The sequence below is a fragment of the Acetobacter garciniae genome (genome assembly GCF_017377735.1).
GTDB lineage: Bacteria > Pseudomonadota > Alphaproteobacteria > Acetobacterales > Acetobacteraceae > Acetobacter > Acetobacter garciniae.
This window is the reverse complement of record NZ_JAFVMH010000005.1, coordinates 15,535-35,878: the sequence shown is the minus strand read 5'-3', so window position 1 is coordinate 35,878 and position 20,344 is coordinate 15,535. Positions and strand designations below refer to the sequence as shown.

Genomic DNA, 20,344 nt, shown 5'->3' with positions numbered 1-20,344 from the left:
CGGTCAGTTCCCGCTGCTGCCGAACATGGACACCGTGCCGGGAGTGTAGGCGTCATGCTGCGCGAAATGCTGGTACTGCGCCTCGCTCTCCGCTTCCGTCGCCGCATTTCGCGCCCGCTCCAGCGCTGTAGCCCTGCCGTTGGCGGCAAGCTCGGCCTGGATGTCGGATAACTGACGCGACTGAAGTGCCAGAAGCTGATTGCCGGCCTGCGCTGCCTGCAGGGCACCCGTGGAGGTCTGGCTGGCTGAGACAAGCTGGGTCATGGCGCTGCTGTCGGAAGGAATGTTCCCCACGACGCGCGCCTGCAGTTTCAGCGCGTCCTCAAACCCGCCCACGGAATTCTGCCACCGTGTCTGCGCCTGGCTGAACAGGGCGCTGTCGGACATGCCCGACGAGACGGACGTGTAGGCCTGCTGGTACTGCTGCTCGACGGACTGGACGCTGTAGGCAATATTCTGCGCCTGCGCGAGCAGTGCCGTGGTCTGGGAAATCGTCGATTGCAGCGTCGAGAGAGTCGAAAGGGGCAGGCTCGCCAGATTGCGGCCCTGATTGACAAGCATCTGGGCCTGGTTGGCCAGCGACGTGATCTGATTATCGATCTGCTGGAGGGTCCGTGCCGCAATGAGAACATTCTGGACATGGTTGGCTCCGTCATAGACCGCCCACTGCGCATGGGCAGGCGCGACCGGCATGAGAAAAACCAGAGCGGCTCCCACAGCTGCGGCACACCCGGGACGGAAATGTCTTGCCCGGATACGGAAAGATTTTTCCGTCATGGCACGGCTCCTTCCCGCAGGAGGTCCGCCGCCCACATAACACCCCGCGCCTCGAACCAGGCCGGGAGAAAACTGTCCCGCCCATGTTCCGCCAGCACCTGATCGATCAGACGGTGGTCATCCTTCCCGGATGCCGCGCACAGGGCGAGTGCGACCGGCCCGAGCCCCAGTTCGAACAGGCGATTGCCGCGCCGGGTCTGGCAGTAATATTCCCGCTTCGACGCGGCACGGGCGATAATGGCGATCTGGCGTTCGTTTAGCCCGAAATCACGGTAGATGGCCGCGATCTGCGGTTCAATCGCCCGCTCGTTGGGCAGGAAGATCCGCGTCGGGCAGCTTTCCACCACCGCAGGGGCAATGGATGAGTTGGCGATATCGGACAGGCTCTGGGTGGCAAACACCACCGAGGCGTTCTTCTTGCGCAGGGTTTTCAGCCACTCCCGGAGCTGGCCCGCAAAATCACCGTCATCCAGCACCAACCAGCCCTCATCAATGACCAGCAGCGTCGGACGCCCGTCCAATCGTCCTTCGATGCGATGGAAGAAGTAGGACAGCACGGAAGACGCCGCACCGGAGCCGATCAGACCTTCGGTTTCGAACACCACGACATCGGCATCACCCAGCCGCTCGGTATCTGCATCCAGCAGGCGACCATAAGGACCACCAAGGCAATAGGGAGCCAGCGCCTGTTTCAGGGCGTTGGATTGAAGCAGCGCCACCACGCCTGACAGGGTCCGTTCATGAGCGGGCGACGACGCCAGGGAATTCAGGGCCGACCAGAGATAGGATTTTACCTCCGGTGTCTGGGTGACGCCTTCCCGGACAAGGATCTGCCCCAGCCATTCCGCTGCCCAGGCGCGCTCGGTCGGATCGTCGATACGGGCCAGCGGCTGAAGCGAGACGCCGCCATCCTGTTCGCCTGCCCTATGATCTGCGTCTTCCTGCTCCGTCAGGCTTCCACCGAGATCATGCCAGTCCCCGCCCATCGCCAGTGTCGCGGCCCGCAGCGAGCCGCCAAAATCAAAGGCAAAGACCTGCGCGCCCGCGTAGCGGCAGAACTGCAGCACCATGAGCGCCAGCAGCACGGACTTCCCCGCTCCTGTCGGTCCGGCGATCAAGGTATGGCCGACATCGCCGACATGTAGAGAAAAGCGGAAGGGCGTGGCCCCGGCTGTCTTGCCGTAAAACAATGGGGGTGCGTTGAAATGCCCGTCCCGTTCAGGGCCGGCCCAGACAGCAGAGAGCGGAATCATGTGCGCAAGATTCAGGGTCGAAACCGGCGGCTGGCGGACATTGGCGTAAACATGGCCGGGTAATGACCCCAGCCATGCCTCCACCGCGTTCAGGCTTTCCGCCATGCAGGTAAAGTCACGGCCCTGAATGATCTTCTCGACCAGACGCAGCTTCTCGGCCGCGATCGAGGCAGAGCCATCCCACACCGTGACGGTCGCAGTGATATAGGCCTGCCCGACATCGTCAGCACCCAGCGACTGCAAGGCCAGATCGGCGTCGGCCGCCTTGTTGGCGGCGTCATTGTCCACCAGCACCGAGGCCTCGTTGGTCATGACCTCGCGTATGATGGCGACGATGGATTTCCGCTTGGCAAACCACTGGCGACGGATCTTCGTCAGCACCTTCGTCGCATCGGTCTTGTCGAGCAGGATCGCCCGCGTGGACCAGCGATAGGGAATGGCCAGACGGTTCAGGTCATCCAGAATGCCGGGAAAGGTCCGGCTGGGAAAACCCGTGATCGTCAGGGTTTTGAGGAAGGCATCGCCCAGTTTGGGCTCCAGACCGCCCGCCAGGGGCTGATCTACCAGCAGGGCGTCGAGGTGCATGGGGATTTCCGGCACCCGGACTCGCTGGTGCCGAGTGGAAATGGTGGAATGCAGGTAGGTGAGCGTCTTGCCGTCCTTCAGCCAGGCGGCTTCGGGCATGAAACCGTCCAGCAGGGCCAGCAGACGGTCAGTCCGGTCGATAAAGCCCCTTACCAGACCCTGCGGATCATGCCCGTCGCGCTCCATGCCTTCATAGAGCAGGCGCTCGGCACGGCCCGAGGTTTCCGCGGGCGGCAGCCAAACCAGGGTCAGAAAATACCGGCTCTCGAAATGCACGCCTTCATCCTCGAAGGCCTCCCGGCGTTCCAGATCGACCATCTGGCTGGCGGCATCGGGGAAATCGCTTTCGGGATAGAGGGTCGCCGGTGTGCGCTGCGCCTCCACAAACACGGCCCAGCCCGAACCCAGACGTCGCAGGGCGCTGTTCAGCCGCCCCGTCACACCGACCAGTTCGGCCGGAGTGGCACTGTCCAGATCGGGACCACGGATGCGCGCCGTGCGCTGGAAACTGCCGTCCTTGTTCAGGACCACACCTTCCCCGACCAGCGCGGCCCAGGGCAGGAAGTCGGACAGGACAGCGGCGCGGCTGCGATATTCACCAAGGGACATCATGGCCCTGCCCTCCCTATGCGCGAAGCCAGGCGGGATAGCGGAGATGCCGCCGCCCCACCTCGACGAACAACGGATCGCGCTTCGCCCCCCAGACCGCGAGGGTGTGCCCCACGATCCAGAACACTGCCCCGACCAACCAGAGCCGCAGGCCGAGGGCTATGGCGGAGGCCAGCGTACCGTTGGCGATAGCCACGGCTCGGGGCGCACCGCCCAACAGGATCGGTTCCGTCAGGGAGCGATGCACGGGCACGAAATAACCGGGCACAGCCTCGGCCTCAGGATCGAAGAGAGCTGCCATCAGATCAGCGCTCCGCCCGAGAAAGAAAAGAAGGACAGGAAGAACGAGCTGGCAGCAAAAGCGATGCTGAGTCCAAAGACGATCTGGATCAGGCGGCGGAACCCTCCTGATGTTTCGCCAAAGGCCAGAGTCAGACCGGTAATGGTGATGATGATCACCGAGATGATCTTCGCCACCGGCCCCTGCACGGATTCCAAGATCTCGTTCAGGGGTGTTTCCCACGGCATCCCCGTGCCGGACGCCCATGCCGATGACGCAAAAACAAGCGACAGCAGCATGGATGTTCCGAACACACGAAGGTCCGGCAGACGACGATCAGAACGTGCTCCAGCGCACACGACGGCACGCTTGCATGACGGCGGCTTCATGATAATTCTCCATTGGCAGAGAATGATGTCTCGGAAGAGGAGAGGCTGACCGGGCGGATGCGATAGCCTCCGGTCATGGGATCGAGACCGTCAATTTCGGCCAGTTCGGAGAGGTGCCGGGCCGTGCCGCGCCCGGATAGCACGGCGATGACGTTGATGGTTTCTGCGATCATGGCGCGCGGCACTGTCACCACCGCTTCCTGGATCAACTGTTCCAGACGATACAGGGCAGCGAGCACCGATCCAGCATGTAGTGTACCGATGCCACCCGGATGTCCGGTGCCCCACGCCTTGACCAGATCGAGCGCTTCGGCCCCACGTACCTCACCGATGGGGATACGGTCGGGACGCAGGCGGAGACCCGACCGGACAAGGTCAGAAAGGGTGATGACGCCTTCTCGGGTCCGCAGGGCGATGAGATTGGGCGCGGTGCATTGCAATTCGCGCGTGTCCTCAATCAGCACGACACGATCACCGGTTTTTGCGACCTCGGCCAGGAGAGCGTTGACCAGTGTGGTCTTGCCCGTCGACGTGCCGCCCGCGACGAGGATGTTCTTCCGCTCGGCGACAGCGCGACGGAGATAATCCGCCTGTCCTGCAGTCATGATCCCGGCCTCGACATAGTTGTCGAGGGTAAAGACCGCGACCGCGGGTTTGCGGATGGCGAAACTCGGGGCCGTCACTACTGGTGGCAACAGCCCTTCGAAGCGCTCACCAGTCGGCAATTCCGCAGATACGCGGGGTGCCTCTGCATGCACCTCGGCACCCACATGATGCGCAACCAGACGCACGATCCGTTCGGCATCCTCTGGCGAGATCGTCTCCCCCGTGTCTGCCATGCCGTCAGCCAGACGGTCGATCCATAACCGCCCGTCAGGATTGAGCATGACTTCAATAACGGACGGATCCGAAAGATGATGGGCTACGGCAGTCCCCATAGCCGTACGCAGCATGGAAATACCACGTGCGCGACCTTGCTGTGACGAAACGTGAGACATGACCTTGCCCGCATTTCTTGGCTGACAGAAGGACTTCCATCAGTTGCGGGAGGTATTAGGAAAGGCATGCACCGACCAATTTCAACAGCAGATTATTGCCTGACGTGGGCAGGCGCGGCGTAACGTATAATTGTCGGTGGATACCGTTTCATCACTCCAGATTATGATGTTCTAAAACGGAGAAAAAACTGATTCGCCACAAGCCGAATACTCAAAATGGCAATGCCGTTTCGGAATGTGAATATGTGGATTGTTCGACTACCGTGCCTGTGCCCTTTTTTATCAGTCAATTCCCAGATGCTTAAAAAATGCCTGATTTCTTGCTTTTGCAGAGTTAAGCACTTCTCTGAACGACGATATTTCAATAAATATTTTATAATTAGCATCCCACCAATAATAGGATGATGTACCAGCACGTTGGCTAAACTGTCCAAGTTGCCTCATTACAGATATCAAGGAATCTGTGATATCAGCGACAATATGACACGTAAATGGTGTATCGGCAGAAATTGTCCTTAAGGGCGTACCGTCGAATTTTACTGCCTCGCGAGCACCCCGAAACTGCTCCACATAGCTGCGAACCTGAGAAATCGGATTATCGGCCAATGTGTAATTGTCCCTTTTCGGGCGTTTAAATTCAACAATAGTAATCGGCTGATTAGCATCTTCGGACTGGAATCCTAAGCTCACGTCGAGCAGCGTGATATCAGGACGATCGGTCGACGTCGTCTCGCCACCAGCCTGAGAGTTCATTCGCTTATCTGAATTAAAATATGTGTAAAAAGCGAGACGATCATCAAGAAGCCATAAATTATGATCTTCGTATGATAATTCTTGGCTTGTAGAATTTAGAGGGCATATAATGCCATGCACGACTTTTTCATAATGAGACGTCATATCGTCTGCATCTTTGAAGCGGAGTCCGGCCTCGAAAATTTCAAGTATTGCTTTCCGCCTCGCTACATACTCAGCCAGAGAAGACATTGCATCTTCTTTGAGCTTTTGCATAAATTGCTCTGTTTGTTGCTCAACATCCGGCAGAGCTTTTTTATAAGCGTCTTTATATTCACGTTTTCTTTTCTTATAATCACGGAGATACCTTCGCGACAATTCGACGAAAATCTCTTCTTCACTCTGGGTTGATAAATGCAACTCTTCAACAATTGACGCAGCATTTCGCGCTGCGTAAAAAAATCTCGGATACTCCTTACCGATTGCTAGAATTTTCTTCGTTTGTGCATCCCTGATTTCTCGAATTTCAGGTTCAAGAAATTCTTTTGCGCAATTTTTCGCGGCATCGACAATGCTAGAAGTTTGGTCTTCATCGAGAGAAAAGGCAGTACGCGTATCATTCACATTGCGGTTCAAATAAGCAGATTCCACGTAGCCTAAAAAAGCATATTTCCCGCCAATTGCCTTCAATCCAAGAACACTATCAAGCTCATGCCTTGAAACAGCTCTACCATTTGCCCCCAAATAGAGCGCATTTACGCTTTTTTCGTCATCCGAGATCGTTTTTGGCAAAAGAAAACAATGTATGACAAATTCATCTTCAATGCCTTCTACAAAGAATGTAAAATCCTTATCACGCTCCACTTTTTCACTAAAAATATCAAATAGATTTATAGTTTCAGCTTCGTCTGTTATTAAAATTTGTGGATGAGATATATTCGTAAAATAACTAACAAAATGGGCGATTAAGCGTCCTGCTATCGTATCCAATTTTTTGGGAAGTTTTGACGCAAATTCACTTCTAAATGGATTAATAACTATAGAAGTCTGCACGGATGATCCCGCATTATCGATATCTATGTAATTTGAAACTGGATCATCTACGGTAAAATCAAATTTGCACCCAACAAGTTTGCCGTGCTCATCGACAAACGTGCTGCGAACGGCAGCATGATCTGCAACTTTTAACCATAGAAGGCGTCCAACACCTTTCCCACCTATTTTAACCTTTTTTCGGCTATCGAATTTCTGGAACGATGTAAGATTGTCCCGTATAAATCCTATTCCATTGTCTGTAATCGTAAAGCCACAATATTCACCAGAAGAATCCCGATGGACTAAAATCTTAATAGTTCCTTGAGACAGATTGTCAGGCCCAAATCGTTCTTCGATGGCATGAATAGAGTTCATTACAGCTTCGAATAACGGGAACAAAGCATTCTTAGCATTTGGCGCAAGAGAGATGTTATCTATCCGACCAATACTATCGCTTAACCAACCCTTTGCCATCTCGTCAGGTGCCCAATTATTTCTGCCTCTTTCTTGAATAGCATGCGAAGTCAGCAGCTGCCAGCCTGATACTGACCTCCCCAATGTTCACCATTTTCCCCGAGCAGATTGGCAGTTTCCCAGTCAAAGATCGCCTATTATCGAGAAAATTCTGAAAAATAAGGTGCTTCCACTGCAACTCCTACTGCATGCATCATGGGGAAGTCCCTTCCTCCCCGCTCAAATCCTGATGCAAACGATGCCCGGTGCTCAAATGCCGCGCCAACGTCTCAATGAACTGTTCATAACGTACAGTCGCCTGGGCGCGGGCAGCGGCCGCAGCCGGCTCAGGCAGCGGCGGCGTTGTGAGCAGCCAGAAGCGAATGAAAAGCGCCAGTGTCTCGACGTTGATCCCAAGGTCTCGCTCCATGTGACCGATCCGGCGATCAAGCCGTTCCAGCCGCCGGTTTAGCGCGCCCTCACCTTTCCCGTCCTCTGGAGAAAGAAAGGCGGCCAGGGCCGTTTCGACCAGCATGGACTGGGACTGGCGACGACGGGCGGCAAGATCACCCAAGGTCTCCGCCAAAACCGGGTCCAGATAGACCGTAATCTGCTGCTTCCTGCGCGCTCGTTTCATGGGCCTTCCATCTCCATGCCGTCATCCCGATCCAAGGCAGCCAGCCGCGTCATTCGCTGGAGATCCTCGAATTCCCGCCTGGCCCGCATGGCGGCATGATCAGGATCAAGGTCCGGGTTTTTGCGTTCATGCTCGTCCCGCCCCCGCTCCGCTTTCGGTATGTGGGCTGCATCAAACTCGCGCGTCTGCTTCTGTCCTGCACCCATCGGTTCGTCAGAAGACGTTCCAGCCAATGTGTCTTCATCTTCAGGGGGCATCTGGTCTGGCGTGGGTCTGCCACTCCAGTCATCTGCGCCCGCAGCGTCCGCCGACAACCGAGGCGCAGGCGGCGGCAGAATGCGTTCCTGCAGGCGCGGATCGGCATAATAACGTGCCTTGCGGGCGCGCACTGGCGGTGTGCCGGCTGCCATGACAACCTCTTCGTCGGGTGGAAGCTGCATGATCTCGCCGGGCGTCAGCAGAGGCCGGGCGCTTTCCTGCCGGGAGACCATCAGATGCCCCAGCCAGGGCGAGAGACGATGTCCGGCATAGTTTTTCTGTGCCCGGACCTCGGTAGCCGTGCCAAGGGCGTCAGACACACGTCGAGCCGTCCGCTCATCATTGGTCGCGAAACAGACACGGACATGGCAGTTGTCGAGAATTGAATTGTTCTGCCCATAGGCTTTTTCGATCTGGTTGAGGCTCTGGGCAATCAGAAAGGCCTTGATGCCATACCCCGCCATGAAGGCGAGCGCGCTTTCAAAGAAGTCGAGACGCCCGAGCGCCGGAAACTCATCGAGCATGAGCAGAAGACGATGATTTTTCTTCTGGTGTTGCAGGTCTTCCGTCAGGCGACGACCGATCTGGTTGAGCACCAGGCGGATCAGCGGCTTGGTCCGGCTGATATCCGATGGCGGCACGCTGAGATAGAGTGTTGTGGGGCGGCCGCCACGCACGATGTCGGTGATCCGCCACGTGCAGCGGGATGTTACCTTGGCCACGACCGGATCACGATACAGGCCTAGAAATGACATGGCGGTAGACAACACACCGGACCGTTCGTTGGGAGACTTGTTGAGCAGTTCCCGAGCGGCCGACGCCACCACAGGGTGCGGCCCCGCCTCTCCCAGATGCTTCGTGCGCATCATGGCCCGTAATGTCGTCTCGATCGGGCGCTTCGGATCGGACAGCAGGTTGGCCACGCCGCTAAGGGTCTTGTCCTTCTCCGCATACAGGACATGCAGGATGGCCCCGACCAGAAGGGAATGGCTTGTCTTTTCCCAGTGGCTGCGGCGTTCCAGCGAACCCTCGGGATCGACCAGCACGTCAGCTACATTCTGGGCATCACGCACCTCCCACTCACCCCGGCGGATTTCCAGCAGGGGGTTGTAGGCATCCGACCGTGGATTGGTGGGATCAAACAGAAGGACACGGCTGAATGTTCCCCGGAAACCTGCGGTCTCCTGCCAGTTCTCCCCCTTGATGTCATGCACGATGGCCGAACCCGGCCAGGTCAGGAGTGTCGGGATGACGAGACCCACGCCCTTGCCCGAGCGTGTGGGCGCGAAGCACAGAACGTGCTCCGGGCCATTATGCCGAAGATAGGTCTTGCGGTGACAGCCCAGCACAACGCCGTCGGGATCGAGCAATCCGGATTTCTGCAGATCTTCGGCGCTCGCCCATCGCGCGCTGCCATAGGTAGCGGCCCGTCTGGCCTCCCGCGCACGACGCACCGACATGGCGACAGCCACGAGAAACGCCAGCACACCACCCGAGGCAGCAATCCAACCGCCCTGTGAGAAGACGTGCGGCGCATAGGCGTCGAATTCATACCACCACCAGAAAACAAGCGGCGGCGCGTAGACCGGCCAGTGATGGAACAAGGTGAACCATGGCTGGCCGAGTTCGGGCTGAAAGGCCAGTTGCCAAGCCACCCATTCTGTCGCTACCCACCAGGACAGAACAACCAGCGCCAGCACGACGCACAGCTGTCCCCATAGGATCCGCGCTCCTGACATCGCCGTTCCCTCCTTTTCATCAATCGAGAAAAGGCGAGAAAGACTTACAAATACCAGCGCCGGAGCCCTGTCTGCGTGGCCAGGTGCATCCGGGCGTAAAATTATCGCCGCGCGCGTGGGCTCTACGTCACAATGGCGCTTGCACAGGTTTTCACGTGGACGGCCTCCCCTGAAACGACGGCACTAGATCCACGCCGTTAACATCCGTAACGACGTTGTGAATCCTGCTGGATCGCCTGCCCTCATTTTCTGCTTAAAATTCAGGCGTTAGGCGCATCTAGGTTGTTATGACGATCGAAATCCGCCATCTGCGGTCCGCGCTCGCGGCCGCCGAACATCGCAGCCTCCGCAAGGCGGCAACTGCATCGGGCACACGTGCCGCCCTTCTTTCCAAGGACATCCGCCTGCTGGAAGATATGATTGGCTGTACGCTCTTTATCCGCACGCCGGCGGGCATACGCCCAACATCCCATGGCGTCGACTTCCTGCATGTGGCGCGGCAGATCGTCCATGATGTGGATATGCTGGCAAACAGTCCCGGTTCCGGTGCCCGGCAGACAGCCCGCCGCCTTACGATTGGTTATTATACATCCGTCTCGACCGGAAACCTCCGTGCAACGCTGGGGGAATTCCAGCGTAGACACCCGACCATTCCGTGGAAGTTTGTGGGCGGTAACCGCGCATCACTGTTGCAGAAGGTCGAAACTGGACAGGTCGATATTGCAATTGTCACAGCGGGCGGACTGGAATGGCAGGATGCGCTGCTCCGGCTCTGGTCGGAACGCTGTGTGGTCGCACTGCGGTCCGATCATAAGCTCGCAGCACTGCCCGTTCTGGAATGGAGCCTTCTGCGCCATGAGCGGTTTCTCATCAGCACACAGGATCCCGGCCCGGAGATCGCGGACATCATCCGCCATTATCTCTCAGTCGATGTGCGCGCCCCCAATCTCGTGACACACGATACGGAGACACAGTTTCTCAAACCCTTCGTGGCGGAGAATGGTAGTGTCATGATTGATTATGAAAGCGCCACAGGGGATGGTCTGACCAACATTGTCTACCGGCAGGTGCTCAACGGTCGCCAACCTGTCGAACTACGTTTTGTGGCCTGTTGGCGAGCAGACAACCCCAACCCGTCCTTAGTTCGTTTCCTTCATCTGCTCCGCGAACGCTATCCGGATATATCCTGACAAAGGCGCAAAGACTCTGCAGTTTCAAAAATGATTTGGGAATACCAACCGTCCATTATGTGCCCACGTAAGTCACGGATATTGCACACCCCCACTCCACGAGTTTGGCATGGATGGCCCCATGGATCTTGCCGGGGATAACCCATGATTGTTGCATGGGATGCCCCTCGGAAGTTGCAGCGATGCTGCCCCTCGACTTTGGCATCGAGACGAGGGGCAATGCGTTGATTTTAAATAGGAAAAGTCGGTGCAGTTTCGGGCGGTAAAATTTCACCAACTATATGAGAGATTTCCATATATCCGTTGGCCCTGCCCATAATAACATTGCTGCGTTGCGCATGATCCAACGTATCGTTTATTGGTAAGGTTTGACATTGCTAACGAAAATTTTAAACCAGAGAGTGATGACGATATATTGGAAAAGTCATAATGCGCACCGATGTCGAATAGGGTATATGCAGGAACTTTAAAGGAATTCGCTGTATCTGCGTACGTAAAACCAACATATCTGACGCCAAAGTTGACACCAAGGCCGTAGAATATATTTCGAGGCAACGTGTAATCAACAAACATATTTACCATATTGCGAGGAGAGGCATTAATGTATTTTCCTTGCAAAGGTACTTTTCCAAGATTATTACCATAGATATCATATTTCGTAACGGTATTATTGCTTCTTGTGTAACGCATATCATTATAACTGTATGAAGCCGTTACTCTTATATCTTTTGTTATATTTGCATGGGCGGAAAGTTCTACACCCTTAGAAACTGCGGTGCCGCCATCAATTTCTTCGCCGACGACGTCAGGTGAACTCTCCAGTACGTGATGTTCTTTGATATGATAGGCGGCAGCCGTTAAAAAAACATTCGTATGTGGAATAATATATTTGAGACCTGCTTCTAGTTGATTACCTGTCAACGGTTGAGCCACGGAACCATCAGCCATAATATTTCCGTACTGAGGCTCGAACGATTTAGAGAAACTAAAATAAGGTGTTAGGCCAAAATCAAAGTTATATGTAAAACCAGCTCTCCATGTGAATGCTAAGGATGCTTCTCTTTCTGGAGACACAAGGTTTCTTTCAGCAATATTTCCCAATGACGTAGATTTCCGAGAGTATGTTGAATGATAATTGTAATCGTACCAATCTTGCCTTCCCCCAAGAGTTACAGTTAGTTTTTTAAACTTAATTTGATCTTGGAAATATACCCCTACCTGATCCCATTTTGTAGGATAAGTATAAGATGCGAGAGTATCTGTGGTTCCTGCCCCATAATTAGGATGAGCTGATATGATCGGATCCCAGATATTTATCGTCATTTCTTTTCGGTCGTATACGAGAGCAGCATCTTGGTCGATATGCCGATAATCAACACCTGCTATAAATGTTTGTTGGACAGGTCCTGTATTCAAATGTCCGACTAACCGGGAATCCAAAGCTACGGTTTTTTGAATGTACGCCGTGTCGTTGCCGAGCCCGCCTTTCCATCCATATATTGAGTATGTGGCTCCGTCTGTACCTAGTCCGCTACCAAACGTATCGTTGAAAAAAGATTGACTATTTTGGTACGAAAAATTCTGCTGGAATTCTAGGTTTTTATTAAATTCATGAGAAAATTGGTACTCGAACTTTGCTTCTTTAGTGCCATTGGTGTTATATTTTGGATCTCCTAGGAATCTGCTGCGCGGAATATAACCTTCTGTTCCACGAAGAAGAGTTCCAGCAAGCGGGTAATAATTCCCGCTCCCGGTACCCGGTGTATACATATACATACCCAGTAACGTGAGATTTGTCTTCTCATCAATATTCCACGTAATCGAAGGCAGTACGCCGACTCTGTGGTAGTTAACGTGATCAGTCTGTGTCCCTTGGGTTACCCCGATTGCAGCAATCCGATATCTTAAGCTTCCAGATTTCGTTACTTTATCACTTACATCCACCGTAGTTTCATAGCGCCCCCAGTTGCCGAAGCCTACTGTGACATTCCGCAAGGGCGTGTCCGTTGGCTTCTTCAATTGCATGGAAATTAATCCGCCCGCGCCACTTTGACCGTACATTACGGACGACGGTCCATTGAGAGCCTCTACGCGCTCAATGAAGGCCGGTTCGCCAGATGCCATAGAGTTTGAAAGAAGTCCGTCGACATATTGAGTAGATGCAAATCCCCTCTGGGTAAAGTTTCCTCCATTTGAAGTATTGCTTGACCCACTTCCCCAAGCGGCTGTTCCCAACGATTCGCTATAGATTCCTGGCATATAGCGTAGTACCTCTTGGACAGTTTGTGATTGCTGATCTACAATTTGGTCTTTCGTAATAACGTAAATCGAGTTTGGAATTTCGGTAAGAGGTGTATCAGTTTTCGTCGCTGCTGTTGTGTAGCGGGCAACGTAACCAACACCTGGCCCGATTGCTGACTCATGTGCGTTAAAACTACCGCCAACACGAACTGGACCAAGGGTGATATTCGCCGCCTTTGGTGCGGGCACAATCTGGAAAGCATGTTCTCCCAGCGTCTGGTATGACAATCCACTGCCCTGCAGAAGACGCGCCAACGCTTCACTAGACGTAAACTGTCCACGTAGCCCAGTAGTCGTATGACCGGCCAGTGTCGGCGCCTGCGATGTCACCTGAATACGGGACTGGGCACTAAACGAGACCAGCGCACTCGACAGCGATCCGGCAGGAATATTGAAGCTGTATTTTGGCTGTGTCTGCGCGGTCTCTGCCCGCGCTCTGGTCGGGACAAAGGACGTCAGCGCTGTGGTGGTGGCGAGCATCAGGACCGATGCGGCTATCGGTCTCCTCAGAAATCCTGACGAATGCATGGGCGCGGCTCTTCCTGTCATCTCAATTTTTAATGCAATTCATTTGCATTCAATGGGCATGGTAAGTGAGATGCACGGGAGGACCGTTTTTTCGGAAAAAATTTCAGATTTTTTTATTTTTTTTGCGTGAGGCTCTTTATCACACTGTTTAATAATGGTTTTTTCTTTTCCGTGAGGTTGCGCATTTTTCTGAATTCAGCCCCCACACCTCGGCACACGCTCCCAGACAGAGCTGTCCTCTCGCAGAGGCCATTTCCTGCGATCTGAAGCATGTCACGTCCGCTGCCGTGTATGCGGGGCTGAATCGATATCTGTGAGAACGCCTTACGAGCAACGAGAAACCAGCCCGCCAGACTGTCTCAGCGCCCCGTCACAAGTGCAAACCAGGGCGTTACGGACATGACCTTTCCCCCATAGGGATGCACGATCAGTTGCAGCGACGTTTCCGGATGATGCAGGTCGTAGGAACCGCTGACCTTACGTACTGCCAGCGTGTCATGCGCGACGATGATCCGGGTGCTAGTCCAGGGCTGGAGCGCTGCCACCATGTCAGCGATGGTATTGTCCTGCGCCACAAGCATTCCGTCGCGCCAAAGCCCGATAGTCTCGGGTGCCTGCGTATCGGATATGACCTGGGAGCCTCTGACATCGACGCGATCCCCCGCATGCAGGTCGCGCTCCAAGCCGATGCCTTCCTTTGCGGACACATGCACGGCCCCTTCCCGCACCGCTACGGACGTCTCATCACCGTCTGTCCGGGCATCGAACATCGTGCCGATATCCGTCGTCGTCACCGGTCCGGCAATTACGGTAAACGGCCGACTGGCATCATGATGCACCACAAAATAGGCTTCTCCGCGCAACAGATCGATCCGTCGCTCATGAGCCGTCATATGCACGGCGACTGCGGAACGCGGCGCCAGAATGACCTCACTGCCGTCGGCCAGATGGATGTCCTGCGTAACACCTGCCCGCGTGTAATGGTCCGCCCGCAGACGTAGTGACAGGTCGGGCACGAACACGAAGGCGGCTATACAGGCGGCCATGGCAAAGCCAGCAAATGCGGCGACCTTTGCCTTTCTCCTGCCTGTGCGATCGTTCGCTGGATTACCCCAGAACTTTCTACGGGCGCCGCCCCGCCTCTTGCGCTCCGGTGGGGCCAGATCGAGTACGCCCAGCGTCTCATTGATTTCCGCCCAGGCCTGCTGGTGCAACGGGCTTTCCTGCAGCCATGCCGCGAACTGGCGGCGCAGTTCGGGATCGTCCGGCTCTTCACGGAGATAGATATGCCAGCCTGCTGCTGCCTCATCGGGACTGCGGGACTCAGCCATGCCGCGCCTCCCCTGTCCCGGAACGGAAGAGACAAGCCGGGTGGAACGCAGCAGGCAGGATCGCAAGGTCATACCGATAAGATGCGCGGCATGCCCGGTTTTTCAGAAAATAATTCAAATCCACCGAGGCCTACTGCCCTTCCTTGCGTATCCGGTTACAGGCTGCCAGCCCTTCGGTGATCAGACCATGCACCATCGGAATGGATACACCCAGCACGGCGGCGACTTCCCGCAATTTCATCCCTTCAAAATGATACATGCGAATGGCCTCCGCCTGTCGCTCGGGCATGGCATCAAGCGCATCCATCACACGCATCATCGTTTCACGGGCCGCTACAGTTTCTTCGGGTGATGCGGCATCATCGGGAACGGTCGCCGTAACAACGTCAAAGTCCGCCTCGCTCATCCGCTCGATTTTTGTCCGGCGGGCACGCGTCATCAGAAGGTTGCGAACGATGGTCCGCAGGTAGCTTCCGGGCGAGGCAATCGTGCTGGCGGACTGCCGCGCAAAGAGCACCCACGCATCCTGCACGATATCTTCCGCCAGCACGCTGTCACCCGACAGCTGTCGCGCATAGGACAGAAGGCCGGGGCGGTGAGCCTCGTAAAGCTCAAGGGACGGATGTTTGGACTTCAAGACAGGTGGTTCCCGATGCCATCACAATACCAGCATTCAGAAATTAAGAAGGATTCGCAATTGTGATGGCACAGGGTCCCACTTTCCGCAAGATTTAGCAGCAGACCGCCGGTGTCCAGCGAGGACCGATGAACAGGATGTCTGCGCTGGAAGAAAGGCTGTTTTCTGCGGGTAAGACGCAAGTCCTTCAAAAACCGCATATCACGTGTCTGTCATTTATCGCTCTTTTTTCTGAAAAAACAGCATCGCCAAGCATCCATACTCCCAGCAGGGGTTCGCCCCGTTTTCATTCCGGACGCCGTCGTCGACTGCGTGTTCCGGGCACGCAGGGAGAGTTCATATGCAGCACGGTTGCCCGCCTTTCCGCCATACAGTTGCGATTCAGTGTTATTCTTATTCATTCAAGAATAGCAGACCGGCGGTATCCATCGACGCATTTGTGCCATGACCACCCGCACGCTTCGCCGCTGGTTCGTGGTCCATAAATGGACGAGCCTTGTCTGCACACTGTTCCTGCTGATCGTGTGCGTGACGGGCCTGCCGCTACTATTCTCCGAGCAGATATGGGACACGTTCGTCGGCGACGACGACCCGCCGTATGAAGTTCTCCCGCCGGGAACGCCCAACGCCAGCCTTGACGTGATCGTGGACAAGGCGCGGGCGCTCTATCCCGGCCAGATCATCACCAGCGTCAATCCGGACGACGATGAGCCGGCAGTGCTGGTTTCGATGGCGCCAAGCTGGCAGGCCCTGAAGGACGACGAGAACTACACCGACCGCCATTCGGGCCACTGGATCAAGTTCGATGCCCGCACGGCGAAGGTGCTGGAACAGTCCCGTCCCACCGATGCACCCAAGGAGCCGCGCACCTGGACCGGCATCATCATGGGTATCTGCAATCGCCTCCATACCAGCCTGTTTGCTTATCTGCCGGGCCGGCTGTTTCTTGGTGCGATGGGCGGTGTTTTTGTCGCCTCGCTGGTATCCGGCACGGTGCTGTATGGCCGGTTCATGAAGCGCCTGCCGTTCGGCTCTGTCCGAACGGATCGGGCCTCACGCCTAACCTGGCTGGACCTGCACAACCTGCTGGGGACCGCAACACTGGTCTGGGCGCTGGTCGTCGGATTTACTGGGTTCGTCAACGAACTCCAGACCCCGCTGTTCGGCCTGTGGCGCGTGACCGATGTGCGGCAGATTTTACGTCCCTATGCCAATCTGCCGGTGCCGTCGCAGGACCATCTGTCCTCGGTGCAGGCCGCGTTCGACACGGCGGCAAAAGCGGCGCCCGGCAATGAAGTCACGGGCCTGTCCTTCCCCGGCGCTTCCTTCGGCAGCCCGGTGCATTACGTGCTCTGGACGCGTGGCGCGACCCCGCTGCGGGCGCGTCTGTTCACACCAGTGCTGGTCGATGCCCGCACGGGCGAGCTGACCGGGGCGTATCCGATGCCGTGGTATCTGCGCTTCCTCGAAATCTCCCGCCCTCTGCATTTCGGCGATTATGGCGGCATGCCGCTGAAAATCCTGTGGGCGCTGCTCGATGTGGTGGTGATCGGCGTGCTGGTCAGTGGGCTGGTGCTGTGGGCGGGCAAGCGGAAGATCGCCACCGATGCCCGGCTGCGGGCACTGGGGTATGATCTGGATGATGCGGAGGGTGCGCCTGTTTCTGCCCTGACAGGGGAGGGTGCGCGATGAACGCCTTGGGACCCGAAACGCGCCAATCATCCTTTGCAGCATCTCCGTCGCGTACTCCGGTTGCCGTCTGGCCATGGCCGATCGCTCTGGGACTGCTCACCACCTTCGGCCTGCTGTCCGCCCTGCTGGGCCAGCACGGCATCTGGCTGGCCCTGTCATGGGCCGCCCTTTCCCTTCCCCTCATCGTTACGGTCATCTGCCTGATCAGGGCGTGGCGCAGACCGTCTTCCAAAGGAGGTCTCTCATGACCGATCTTGCTCCCATTTCATTTTCCCCATGGGAGATGTTCCTCAACGCCGGTCCGGTCGTCCGCTGCGTGATGATCCTGCTCGCCGTGGCCAGTCTGCTGACCTGGACCATCTTCATCGCGAAGTCGGTCGAATTGTTGCGGGTGCGGGTAAAGCTGACAAAAGCAGAGAAAGCACTGGAAGAGGCCAACACACTGGATCTGGGGGAAGAGTGGACGCGTGACACGTCCTCCATCGCTCACACACTGGTCATGGCCGCCGAGACAGAACGCAAATGCTCTCAGGATATCCCCGATGATAGCGAGGGCCTGAAGGAGCGTGTTGTCCTGCATCTCGAACGCCTGGAAGCTGCCGAAGGCCGCAGGCTCATGCGTGGTACCGGCGTGCTGGCCACCATCGGGGCCACCTCACCCTTCATCGGTCTGTTCGGCACCGTCTGGGGCATCATGACGTCCTTTACCGGCATCGCGGCCAGCAAGGCGACCAGCCTGGCGGTGGTGGCACCCGGTATTGCCGAGGCCCTTCTGGCGACGGCGCTCGGTCTGGTGGCCGCCATTCCGGCGGTGGTGATCTACAACCATCTCGCTCGTCAGACGGCCTCTTGCCGCGCCCAAGTGGCCGACCTGACGTCCCTTGTGATGCGCCTTGTCTCGCGTGATCTCGGACGCATGCAGGCGCTGACTGCCAGCGGACAGGTGGTGCGGCTGGGCGCATCGCGTGACGCCCGCACAGTCGCCGGGGAGTGATCGGCCATGATCCGTATCCGCCACACCGATGAGAGTCCGCACGAGGCGAGCGAGATCAACGTCACGCCGTTTATCGACGTGATGCTGGTCCTGCTGGTGATCTTCATGGTCACGGCTCCGTTGACCACCGTGAATGTGCCGGTGGACCTGCCGTCCTCGTCGGAGAAACCCACACCGCGCCCCGATGATCCGGTATTCCTGACAGTAAAAGCCGATCATGGTCTCGCGTTGGGGGAGGCTGACGTCAGCACCGATGCTCTTCCCGGTGCGCTGGAAACTGCGACCAAGGGCAACAAGGATGAGCGCATCTTCCTGCGCGCCGACAAGACGGTCGATTACGGCACGCTGATGGGCGTGATGGATAAGCTGCGCACTGCGGGATACCTCAAGGTCGCTCTGGTCAACCTTCAGGGACAGGAAGAAGGGAGCGAAGCCGGTTCAACGCCCGTGCCGCCCAGTAATGCGCCTCCTACCGCAGCATCCGGAAGGACACCGTGAGCAGCACCGCAGACATGATGCAGGGGCAGGGTGAGGCTGTCGAAAACTCGGTCATGTCCTTTGCCGACTGGCAGCGCGGGCAGCTTCGTCTGGCCCGGCGTGAGGACGCCCTGCGCTGGGGCCTGTCGTTCCTCGCCGTGCTCGCCGTCAGTGGTGGGGTGGTATGGTGGGTCATGCGGCTGCCCCCGCCAGTCATGGCCGTGCCCGAACCACCACCGGCTGCGATTGCCATCGACATGGCCCCCGAGCCGGTATCCACACCAACCCCGCCGACTGATCTGCCGCCGGGGCCGCAGCAGACCCAGTCCATCCCGGATCCGGCCCCGGTCGAACCGCCCAAGATCACAGCACCACCTTCACCCGCGCCCAATCCATCGGTGCCAGTTCCCAAGCCCGAAAAGCCAAAGAAGCTGGTCAAGAAACATAAGCCGGTGCCGATGCTCAAAAAGCCGATCCCGGACAAGACGCCACCGGCCGAGGCGACAACAGCACCGCCTTCTTCGGAAGCGCCTCCGGCTCCCGCACAGGTTGCCCCGGCTCCCGGTGCGTCGTCTTCAAAAGCCTCGCACGATCCGGTGACCTGGCAGGGGGCTTTGCTGGCGCAGCTTGAAAAGTTCAAGCGCTATCCGTCCGACGCCATGGCCGATCATCAGGAAGGCGTGCCAACGGTGACCTTCTCCATGGACCGCAAAGGTCATGTGCTTTCGGTGACACTCGCCAGCTCTTCTGGCCATCCTCTGCTGGACCAGGAGGCAGTCGCTCTCCCAAAACGTGCTCAGCCGCTGCCCATCCCGCCGGACAGTGTTGCTGGGGATCCCATCACCCTGACGGTCCCCGTCGAGTTCTACATCCACACTGGCGGAAACTGAGATTTTTTCCGTTCTGGCTCCCATTCCCTTTCTCTGATCGTGACAGGATCAAACCCATGCCCGCCTTCTCCGAACATCGCCGTTCTTCACCGTCCCTGAATGAAATCCGCCCCGGCATGGGCGCCAGCCGCAGCGCCGTGCGTAGCCTGGAAGAACGCAGCGAGGAGGTCGGCATCAAAATGACCGATCTGCGGCGCATCCTGTTTCACGGCATTCTGGAAGCTGGATCACGTGCGACCGCGGTGGAGATATGGAAAACGCTCGGCCGGATCATGGAGCAGGGACACGTTCCCTCACAGGGTTCGATCCAGCGCAATCTGAATCTCTTTGTGGAGCGGGGCATCCTGCGCCGCGATGTCACGCCCGACCGGCAATGGCTCTACAGTGTGGCTCCGGAGCCGAGGGCAGCGCTCGCGATTACCTTTGTGGAAGCGGGGACGGGACGGAAGATTGCGTGTCACGCACCGGAAGTGGCGACGTTGTTGCGCCGGGTGGCCGCCGAGCATGGACTGGCCGTACAGGGTGCGGCCATCACGGTCACGTCGTCAGCCGGGTAGGA

Annotated in this window: 18 protein-coding genes; 7 read left to right on the top strand and 11 right to left on the bottom strand. The window is 56.9% G+C overall.

Annotation, left to right across the window (positions count from 1 at the left end):
* Positions 1 to 3: 3 nt before the first annotated feature.
* The 8 genes from trbJ to J2D77_RS10660 all read right to left on the bottom strand — a co-directional run bounded on the left by trbJ (position 4) and on the right by J2D77_RS10660 (position 9,745).
* Complete coding sequence (trbJ, locus tag J2D77_RS10695) at positions 4 to 777, bottom strand: P-type conjugative transfer protein TrbJ (RefSeq protein WP_207846288.1); 774 nt, start codon at positions 775 to 777, stop codon at positions 4 to 6.
* The gene (trbE, locus tag J2D77_RS10690; RefSeq protein WP_207846287.1) at positions 774 to 3,227 is read right to left on the bottom strand and encodes a conjugal transfer protein TrbE; all 2,454 of its coding nucleotides are present in this window, start codon (positions 3,225 to 3,227) and stop codon (positions 774 to 776) included. The genes trbJ and trbE overlap by 4 nt, the downstream gene beginning before the upstream one ends.
* Positions 3,228 to 3,240: 13 nt before the next feature.
* Positions 3,241 to 3,525 (bottom strand): VirB3 family type IV secretion system protein, encoded by a 285-nt coding sequence (locus tag J2D77_RS10685; RefSeq protein WP_207846286.1) that lies wholly within the window; start codon positions 3,523 to 3,525, stop codon positions 3,241 to 3,243.
* Complete coding sequence (locus tag J2D77_RS10680) at positions 3,525 to 3,893, bottom strand: TrbC/VirB2 family protein (protein WP_207846285.1); 369 nt, start codon at positions 3,891 to 3,893, stop codon at positions 3,525 to 3,527. The genes J2D77_RS10685 and J2D77_RS10680 overlap by 1 nt, the downstream gene beginning before the upstream one ends.
* Positions 3,890 to 4,846: a P-type conjugative transfer ATPase TrbB gene (trbB, locus tag J2D77_RS10675; protein ID WP_207846284.1), complete on the bottom strand. Its 957-nt coding sequence runs from the start codon at positions 4,844 to 4,846 to the stop codon at positions 3,890 to 3,892. The genes J2D77_RS10680 and trbB overlap by 4 nt, the downstream gene beginning before the upstream one ends.
* Before the next feature lie 327 nt (positions 4,847 to 5,173).
* Positions 5,174 to 7,132: an ATP-binding protein gene (locus J2D77_RS10670; protein ID WP_207846283.1), complete on the bottom strand. Its 1,959-nt coding sequence runs from the start codon at positions 7,130 to 7,132 to the stop codon at positions 5,174 to 5,176.
* Between the two features lie 193 nt (positions 7,133 to 7,325).
* Positions 7,326 to 7,748, bottom strand: a complete 423-nt coding sequence (locus J2D77_RS10665) for a ribbon-helix-helix protein, CopG family (protein ID WP_207846282.1) — start codon at positions 7,746 to 7,748, stop codon at positions 7,326 to 7,328.
* Complete coding sequence (locus tag J2D77_RS10660) at positions 7,745 to 9,745, bottom strand: conjugal transfer protein TraG (protein ID WP_207846281.1); 2,001 nt, start codon at positions 9,743 to 9,745, stop codon at positions 7,745 to 7,747. The genes J2D77_RS10665 and J2D77_RS10660 overlap by 4 nt, the downstream gene beginning before the upstream one ends.
* Before the next feature lie 287 nt (positions 9,746 to 10,032).
* Here J2D77_RS10660 and J2D77_RS10655 point away from each other — a divergent pair, with 287 nt between their 5' ends.
* Positions 10,033 to 10,935 carry a LysR family transcriptional regulator gene (locus tag J2D77_RS10655; protein ID WP_207846280.1) on the top strand — a complete coding sequence of 301 codons (903 nt, stop codon included), beginning with the start codon at positions 10,033 to 10,035 and terminating at the stop codon, positions 10,933 to 10,935.
* A 270-nt stretch (positions 10,936 to 11,205) separates the two neighbouring features.
* Here the strand turns inward: J2D77_RS10655 and J2D77_RS10650 are convergent, their stop codons facing one another.
* The 3 genes from J2D77_RS10650 to J2D77_RS10640 form a co-directional block, all read right to left on the bottom strand.
* Positions 11,206 to 13,716 carry a TonB-dependent siderophore receptor gene (locus J2D77_RS10650; RefSeq protein ID WP_230975725.1) on the bottom strand — a complete coding sequence of 837 codons (2,511 nt, stop codon included), beginning with the start codon at positions 13,714 to 13,716 and terminating at the stop codon, positions 11,206 to 11,208.
* Between the two features lie 407 nt (positions 13,717 to 14,123).
* Complete coding sequence (locus tag J2D77_RS10645) at positions 14,124 to 15,095, bottom strand: FecR family protein (RefSeq protein ID WP_207846278.1); 972 nt, start codon at positions 15,093 to 15,095, stop codon at positions 14,124 to 14,126.
* A 130-nt stretch (positions 15,096 to 15,225) separates the two neighbouring features.
* Positions 15,226 to 15,732, bottom strand: coding sequence for an RNA polymerase sigma factor (locus tag J2D77_RS10640; protein ID WP_141302061.1), 507 nt, complete (start codon positions 15,730 to 15,732; stop codon positions 15,226 to 15,228).
* 444 nt (positions 15,733 to 16,176) lie between these two features.
* Here J2D77_RS10640 and J2D77_RS10635 point away from each other — a divergent pair, with 444 nt between their 5' ends.
* Genes J2D77_RS10635 through J2D77_RS10610 form a run of 6 tightly spaced genes read left to right on the top strand, consistent with a single transcriptional unit; the run spans position 16,177 to position 20,342 of the window.
* A complete protein-coding gene (locus J2D77_RS10635) occupies positions 16,177 to 17,424 on the top strand; it encodes a PepSY-associated TM helix domain-containing protein (protein WP_207846277.1) in 1,248 nt (415 codons plus the stop codon).
* A complete protein-coding gene (locus J2D77_RS10630; protein WP_207846276.1) occupies positions 17,421 to 17,672 on the top strand; it encodes a hypothetical protein in 252 nt (83 codons plus the stop codon). Before J2D77_RS10635 ends, J2D77_RS10630 begins: the two co-directional genes overlap by 4 nt.
* Entirely contained in the window at positions 17,669 to 18,418 is a 750-nt protein-coding gene (gene exbB / locus J2D77_RS10625; RefSeq protein ID WP_207846275.1) for a tonB-system energizer ExbB, read from the top strand. The genes J2D77_RS10630 and exbB overlap by 4 nt, the downstream gene beginning before the upstream one ends.
* Positions 18,419 to 18,424: 6 nt before the next feature.
* On the top strand, positions 18,425 to 18,916 hold the full coding sequence (exbD, locus tag J2D77_RS10620; protein ID WP_207846274.1) for a TonB system transport protein ExbD: 492 nt from the start codon (positions 18,425 to 18,427) through the stop codon (positions 18,914 to 18,916).
* Positions 18,913 to 19,785 carry an energy transducer TonB family protein gene (locus J2D77_RS10615; protein WP_407927100.1) on the top strand — a complete coding sequence of 291 codons (873 nt, stop codon included), beginning with the start codon at positions 18,913 to 18,915 and terminating at the stop codon, positions 19,783 to 19,785. Before exbD ends, J2D77_RS10615 begins: the two co-directional genes overlap by 4 nt.
* Positions 19,786 to 19,841: 56 nt before the next feature.
* On the top strand, positions 19,842 to 20,342 hold the full coding sequence (locus J2D77_RS10610) for a Fur family transcriptional regulator (RefSeq protein WP_207846273.1): 501 nt from the start codon (positions 19,842 to 19,844) through the stop codon (positions 20,340 to 20,342).
* The last annotated feature ends 2 nt before the right edge of the window (positions 20,343 to 20,344 follow it).